This is a genomic window from candidate division KSB1 bacterium (assembly GCA_022562085.1).
Taxonomy (GTDB): Bacteria; Zhuqueibacterota; Zhuqueibacteria; order Oceanimicrobiales; family Oceanimicrobiaceae; genus Oceanimicrobium.
Genome location: JADFPY010000311.1, coordinates 1 through 5,431, shown reverse-complemented (window position 1 = coordinate 5,431; position 5,431 = coordinate 1). Strand labels below are relative to the sequence as shown.

The 5,431-nt window shown below is 45.2% G+C and carries 7 protein-coding genes; all 7 read left to right on the top strand.

Translation table 11 applies throughout. The features are described 5' to 3' along the window. On the top strand, positions 1-580 hold a 580-nt coding region (locus IH879_18930; GenBank protein ID MCH7677001.1), incomplete at its 5' end, for a molybdopterin-dependent oxidoreductase. 39 nt (positions 581-619) lie between these two features. Then, a complete protein-coding gene (locus tag IH879_18925) occupies positions 620-1,654 on the top strand; it encodes a DUF1028 domain-containing protein (protein ID MCH7677000.1) in 1,035 nt (344 codons plus the stop codon). Between the two features lie 4 nt (positions 1,655-1,658). After that, on the top strand, positions 1,659-2,633 hold the full coding sequence (locus IH879_18920) for an FAD binding domain-containing protein (GenBank protein MCH7676999.1): 975 nt from the start codon (positions 1,659-1,661) through the stop codon (positions 2,631-2,633). A 514-nt stretch (positions 2,634-3,147) separates the two neighbouring features. Beyond that, positions 3,148-4,173, top strand: a complete 1,026-nt coding sequence (locus IH879_18915) for a zinc-binding dehydrogenase (protein MCH7676998.1) — start codon at positions 3,148-3,150, stop codon at positions 4,171-4,173. A gap of 280 nt (positions 4,174-4,453) precedes the next feature. Next, the gene (locus tag IH879_18910) at positions 4,454-4,747 is read left to right on the top strand and encodes a hypothetical protein (protein MCH7676997.1); all 294 of its coding nucleotides are present in this window, start codon (positions 4,454-4,456) and stop codon (positions 4,745-4,747) included. After that, positions 4,747-5,148 carry a type II toxin-antitoxin system VapC family toxin gene (locus IH879_18905; GenBank protein ID MCH7676996.1) on the top strand — a complete coding sequence of 134 codons (402 nt, stop codon included), beginning with the start codon at positions 4,747-4,749 and terminating at the stop codon, positions 5,146-5,148. The genes IH879_18910 and IH879_18905 overlap by 1 nt, the downstream gene beginning before the upstream one ends. 114 nt (positions 5,149-5,262) lie before the next feature. Beyond that, the coding region (locus IH879_18900; GenBank protein ID MCH7676995.1) for an ASCH domain-containing protein at positions 5,263-5,431 on the top strand (169 nt) is incomplete at its 3' end.

Sequence of the window (5,431 nt, the reverse complement as noted above, 5' to 3'; positions counted from 1 at the left end):
CTTGGCAAAAAATGGTGCCCTTATCGCCAAAGGCATTTATCAGTCGCCGCCGCCAATAGGCGCTCAGGGAAAATTCAAAGGGTGGCGTGCCGGACTTTCGCCAACTTATAGTTTCCAGGCCTACGTGGCTCAGGTCAGTGTCGATCCCGATACCTGCGAAATTCGCGTCAATAAAGTCTGGGCTGCCCACGACTGCGGCAAAGCTCTCAACCCCTTAGCGGTGGAGGGACAAATTGAAGGGTGTATTCACATGGGATTGGGACAGGTGCTTTGCGAGGAAATGCCCTATCTCAAGGGTGCGATTCAAGGACCCAATTTTCTCGACTACCGTACTTTAACCCCAATGCAAATGCCGGAAGTGGATGTCATTATCGTCGAGAGCAACGACCCGGAAGGACCGTTTGGTGCAAAAGAAGCCGGGGAAGGACCATTGCTGCCAATTTTACCAGCCGTTGCAAATGCCATTTATGATGCGGTTGGTGTTCGAATGTATTCCCTGCCAATTACGCCGGATAAATTGTGGAAGGCGGTGCAGAGGCAAATGACGGCGGGAGCAGCACGTGCAAAAGCATTTGCATAAACATAACGAAAAGACTACTGGAGAAGGGGAAAGGATATTATGAATAAATGCAAAATAGTACTGCTGTTCGCTTTAACCTTCATCATTTTTTCTCAAGTAAGAGCACAGCAACCAAATATTTCCAGGAAAAAAGCCTACCGCCCTGTTCACACCTACTCAATCGTCGCCCGAGATCCTGAAACGGGCCAAATGGGCGTGGCCGTGCAATCTCACTGGTTTTCAGTTGGATCGCTAGTGACCTGGGCAGAAGCCGGCGTTGGCGCAGTGGCGACTCAGTCACTGGTTGATGTTACCTATGGAAAATTAGGCCTTGACTTGATGCGTGCCGGACGCAGCGCGACCCAAACTTTGGAAGCGCTTAAGATTGCAGATTCGAGCCCTGAAATCAGGCAGGTAGCGATGATTGACGCCCAAGGAAATGTTGCCGCACATACCGGAGAAAAATGCATTCCGGACGCCGGGCATATCGTTGGCGATAATTTTTCGGTGCAAGCAAATCTGATGCTTAACAAAAAGGTCTGGCCGGCCATGAAACAGGCTTATGAAAAAGCAGAGGGTGACCTTGCCGATAAAATGCTGGCTGCTTTAGAGGCGGCACAAAACGTAGGTGGGGACATTCGCGGGAAGCAATCCGCGGCTATTTTGATTGTGAAAGGCGAATCCACCGGCAAGCCGTGGGAAGACAGGGTGATGGAGCTGCGTATTGAAGATCATCTTACTCCAATTAAGGAGCTTAAACGCCTTGTCAAGCTACACCGGGCTTATGATCATATGAACAAAGGTGATTTGGCTATCGAACATAACGATGTTGAAGCTGCGCTCAAGGAGTACGGAGCCGCGCAAGCGTTATTCCCTGAGAATCTGGAAATGAAGTTCTGGCATGCGGTTTCTTTGGTTAATGCAGAGAGAGTTGACGATTCATTACCAATTTTCAAAGAGATTTTTACTAAAGACCCTAATTGGGCCATTCTGGTTCCACGGCTGCCGGGAGTTGATATTTTACCCAAGGATGACGCTATAATCGACAAAATAATGTCGATTGCGCCTAAAGGAATCACGAATAAAAATAACTAAGTCGATGATTTTACCACAATTCAAATATCACCAGCCTGCCACTTTAGATGAAGCGCAAACCATCGCCCGGAAAAGTGATGGCGATTTTGATTTTATCGCAGGAGGCACAGATGTTCTGCCGAATTATAAGAACCGGTTAAGCAATCGAAAGCATGTGATAAGTTTGTCGGGAATCAAAGAGCTGTTCGAGGTTTCAGATGAAAAAATCGGCTCCATGGTAACCTTGGTTGAGATCGAAAAGAATCAAACAATCAACAAAAATTTTCCAGCCCTTTCACAGGCCGCACATGTTATCGCAACACCTTTGTTGCGGGAATCGGCTACAGTTGGCGGGAACATTTTGCTGGATACCCGCTGCTGGTTTTTCAATCAGTCCTTCTTATGGCGTGAATCCAAAGGCTTTTGCCTGAAGGCAGACGGTGATGATTGTTTGGTCATTCCCCAAAAGGAGATCTGCTACGCAACTTATTCCGGTGATCTGGCGCCTGTTTTTATGGTTCTCGATGCTTCTTTCCATTTGGCGGGTCCCGAAGGCGAGCGAATTGTGCATTCAACAAAATTTTTCACCCACGACGGTATCACCCGCAATCTAAAATTGCCCGAGGAAATCCTAACCCAAATTTCGCTTCCCAAAAAATCTCAACAGCTTAAAACTGCTTATCGCAAATTAAGAATTCGCGATTCAATGGATTATCCTGTGCTGGGAACCGCCGTTGCACTGCGTTTGACCGAACAAACAATCGACGAATTGAAAATCGCGGTCACCGGCACCGGAACCACGCCGTTTATTTATGATGAAATTACCGACCCATTCAAAGGCGATCAGTTGACCCCCCAGTTAATCGAAAATATCAGCAATGAGGTGATGGAGCAAGTGCAGCCATACCGTAACGTGCATTTTTCGCCGCAATACCGCAAAGCCATGGTGGGCGTTTATCTTAAACGACTACTGACTGAGTTGTCCGCCGATTCAAATTAGTGGTTCTATGTTGATTGGAAGCGGTCACTAAAAAACGAATAGCCACGGATTCACCCCGTAAGATAAGAGCTTCTAAAGGTTTTCTGTTTAGATGATATTCAATCTAACGGGGTGAACACAGATTTTCACGGATGAATGCCTTAAGTATGAAGCAGATTCTTAAAAAACAAAGGACAAAATAATTAGAGACAAAATGATTGTTTTGGTTTGAAAGCACATTTAACCCGCATTATTCTCAACCCGTCGGAAACTGCACTGTAAAACCTGAGAAATGAATCTTGAAATTGACTGACAGCAAATGTAATGGAATCTGCAAAAAACAACATTTGTCAAACCTGTTTTTGTCTGTTCTTCTTTTCAATGAATTAATAATGTTCTGTCTGACCAAAATTGTCTTGTCTTTCCGGCTTTTAGAAATCCGTGTTCCATCCGTGGCCTGAACATTTCTTGTTTACTCACACAGATCGACACAGAGCCAAATTAATTATCTCCCGAACAAAGAATGAAAGAAATGATGAATGCTGTCGTGATTCATGAGCACGGCGGCATTGATAAACTGTGCTTTGAAGAGATGCCTGTACCGAATATCGCTGCGGATGAAGTTTTGGTTGAAGTCAAAGCCGCAGCTCTAAATCACCTCGACTTGTGGGTTCGAGGCGGGCTGCCTGCATTTAAACTGAAAATGCCACATATTTTAGGCTCAGATGCAGCCGGTGTAGTGACTGCGGTTGGCGATGTGGTTAACAATGTCAAAGTTGGGGATAAAGTCTTGCTGGCCCCCGGCTGGGGGTGCGGAGCCTGTCATGACTGTCTCAATGGCGACGACAACCTTTGCCGCGACTACCAGATTCTGGGAGAGACCACCCAGGGAACCTTTGCGGAATATGTCAAAGCGCCTGCCGAAAATGCCTTTTTGATTCCGGACGGATTATCTTTTGAGGAAGCGGCAGCAATTCCCTTGGTTTTTTTAACGGCCTGGCATATGCTGGTGGAGCAGGTTAAAGTACAGCCGGGTGAGGATATCCTGATATTGGCAGCAGGAAGCGGGGTCGGCAGCGCAGCCATTCAAATCGCCAGGCTCTTTGGAGCGCGGGTGATCGCAACCGCCAGCACAGACGAAAAATTGCAAAAAGCCGGCGAGCTGGGTGCAGACGAACTGATCAACTACGCTGACAAAGACTTTCTGGAGGAAGTCAAACGGCTGACAAATAAAAGAGGTGTGGATATCGTTTTTGAGCACGTAGGCAAATCGACATGGGAGAACAGCATCAAAGCCTTGAAAAAAGGCGGCCGTTTGGTGACCTGCGGCGCTACAACAGGCTACGACCCGACTACAGACTTGCGCTACATTTTTTCTAAAGCGCTCAAAATATTCGGCAACTTCATGGGCAGAAAGGAAGGGTTAAAAAGAGCGCTGCATTTTTTTCCGGAAAAGCTGAAACCGGTCATCGACACTTCATTTCCTTTGCAAGACGCGGCAAAAGCACAGCAGAGATTGATGAACCGGGAGCAGTTTGGCAAACTGATTTTGAAGCCGTAATTCGTATATTATATATAAACTGCAACGAAATATTATGCCAAAGAAAGAGAATTCTATTCACAAAAAAAAGTTCATTGATTCTATTACTAAAGGACTTGCTGATGTTGAGTCTGGAAACATGACACCACCGAAGAACTGAAAGCTGTATTGGAGAAAATAAGAGTGCTGAGGGATTAAAATGACAACCTTATTGTCGACTTTACGCTTGCAAAAATGGGATTTGATTCTTATGTTTTAGATAGAAAAATATCCGAACACAATTACATTGGAGGTGGTAGAATTGAGTCCACAATTGCAAAATATCATCAATGAAATACAACAGTTGTCCGCGACGGAACAAAAGGAGTTGTTATCGGCAATTTCTAAACCTATCCAAAGCAAATCTACACAGCTAAAAATAAATAATAATTTCTGGAATTCTAAAACAATAGAACAATTATTAAGTGAACAACAGGTTCAAGTGGCAACCAGTATTTCGGAAATAGGCGGCGACTTTTGGCCGCAGGAAGAATCAGTAGATGAGTTCAATGATTTCATCCTTACTCAGCGGCATGACGATCGGTCGAGTGAATAATGGACATCGTTTTACTGGACACCAATATCGTCTCTTTTATCTTCAAGAAAGACAGCAGAGCCAACTCTTATGAAACGCATTTAAAGGGTAAAATACTCGGACTTACGTTCATGACTGTTGCCGAGCTTTTTCAATGGGCTGCTATCCGAAATTGGAGCGACAATCGAATTCAAAAAATGGAGCAAGAGCTTCGTAAATATCTCATTTTTCCTTTCGATATTAACACATGCCGTTTATGGGGGCAGATAAGAGCCAATCGCCGCAAAATGGGCCAGCCGATTTCTCCTCAAGATGCATGGATTGCTGCCACTGCTTGTCAATATGACCTCCCATTGATAACTCATAATCCTGTTGATTTTAAGTCTGTGAAGGATTTGGAAATTATCACTAAGGTAAAGTGATGATTCCTTTAAAAAGGCCGCAAAAGCGCAGCAGAGATTGATGAACCGGGAGCAGTTTGGCAAACTGATTTTGAAACCCTGAGTTCACGCGCCAACCTCATATTTTAACCTCAAATGCTTTTCAAAACAAAATTTCATGAAGGAATCCGCAACGGTTCGATCACGCTGACGTTTCGTGCCTGGAAATCCGCCCGTGCCAAAGTGGGTAAGCAGTACCGGTTTGGCCCTGAAGAGGCTGTGAAAGTTGAGGCTGTGAATGAAGTGACAATCTCAGCAATTGCAG